Below are 919 nucleotides of genomic sequence, written 5' to 3'. Positions count from 1 at the left end.
GGATTCAGCCGCTGTTTTTAGTAAGCGGTACACAAACTACATACTTTAATGAATAATGTGGTTCATGTACCGCTTACTTTACATCCTGAGACAAAACTGCATTCAACTCTGAAGTGCATCAGTTAATTGCCAGGAAAAGAACGGCCAGCTGAAGGTAATATCTGCCGCTTCTTTTCCGCCAAGAGATTAAGTGATGACAGAAAGCTACCGACAACTAACCGAAGAGCAACGATGTCAGATTTGGTCACTAGAGAAAAGTCACTGGGGCCTGAGGACAATCGCCAGGGAGGCTGGGGTTAGCCGACCGACGATTGGAGGGGGTTGTCTCGCAATCAAGGGGCAATGGCTACCGCTATAAGCAAGCTCAACCGATGACCAAAGAGCGGCGTAGATAGACGAGAATGCCGACAAAGATGCCACTCCAGAATATTGCACTGATACTGATAGAGAACAAGCTGGAGCCGTACAGGGGCCCAGAGCAAATTTCCGAAAGGCTAGAGCAGGAAGAAAACCTGTTGATAAGCCATGAAACGATTTACCCGCACGCCCAGGCTGATAAGCAGTGTGGTGGGATCCCGTATGAGAACTTGCGGCTCATGGATAGCCCCTACAGCAAGCTAGCTAATGGAAAATCAACTCGAGGGTACATCAAGAGCGCCTTCACTATTGAACAGCGCCCACCAGTTGCCGATGATAAATCTCGTATAGGAGACAGGGAAATTGATACCGCTTTAGGTAATGGCCATAGTGATGCTCAAGTCACAATTGTAGAGCTCAAGAGTAAATTTACCCTCTCGCAGCAGGCTGAGCATAAAACTGCAGAGCTTGTCACTCAGGCTACTACCTAGATTGCCAACATAAGTGACACACGTTTACCCACCAAAAATTCCAGTGGGCTCAAGTAATTTAACACCTTCCT

Annotated in this window: 1 protein-coding gene; it reads left to right on the top strand. The window is 47.4% G+C overall.

Annotated elements, in window-relative coordinates; genetic code table 11:
• Positions 1-401 precede the first annotated feature (401 nt).
• Positions 402-848, top strand: a complete 447-nt coding sequence (locus Q1A69_RS19990; protein ID WP_299589645.1) for an IS30 family transposase — start codon at positions 402-404, stop codon at positions 846-848.
• Positions 849-919: the final 71 nt, after the last annotated feature.

The sequence above is a fragment of the uncultured Microbulbifer sp. genome, assembly GCF_947498635.1.
Taxonomy (GTDB): domain Bacteria; phylum Pseudomonadota; class Gammaproteobacteria; order Pseudomonadales; family Cellvibrionaceae; genus Microbulbifer; species Microbulbifer echini.
The sequence above is the reverse complement of the archived record's forward strand: the minus strand, read 5'-3'. Positions and strand labels throughout refer to the sequence as shown.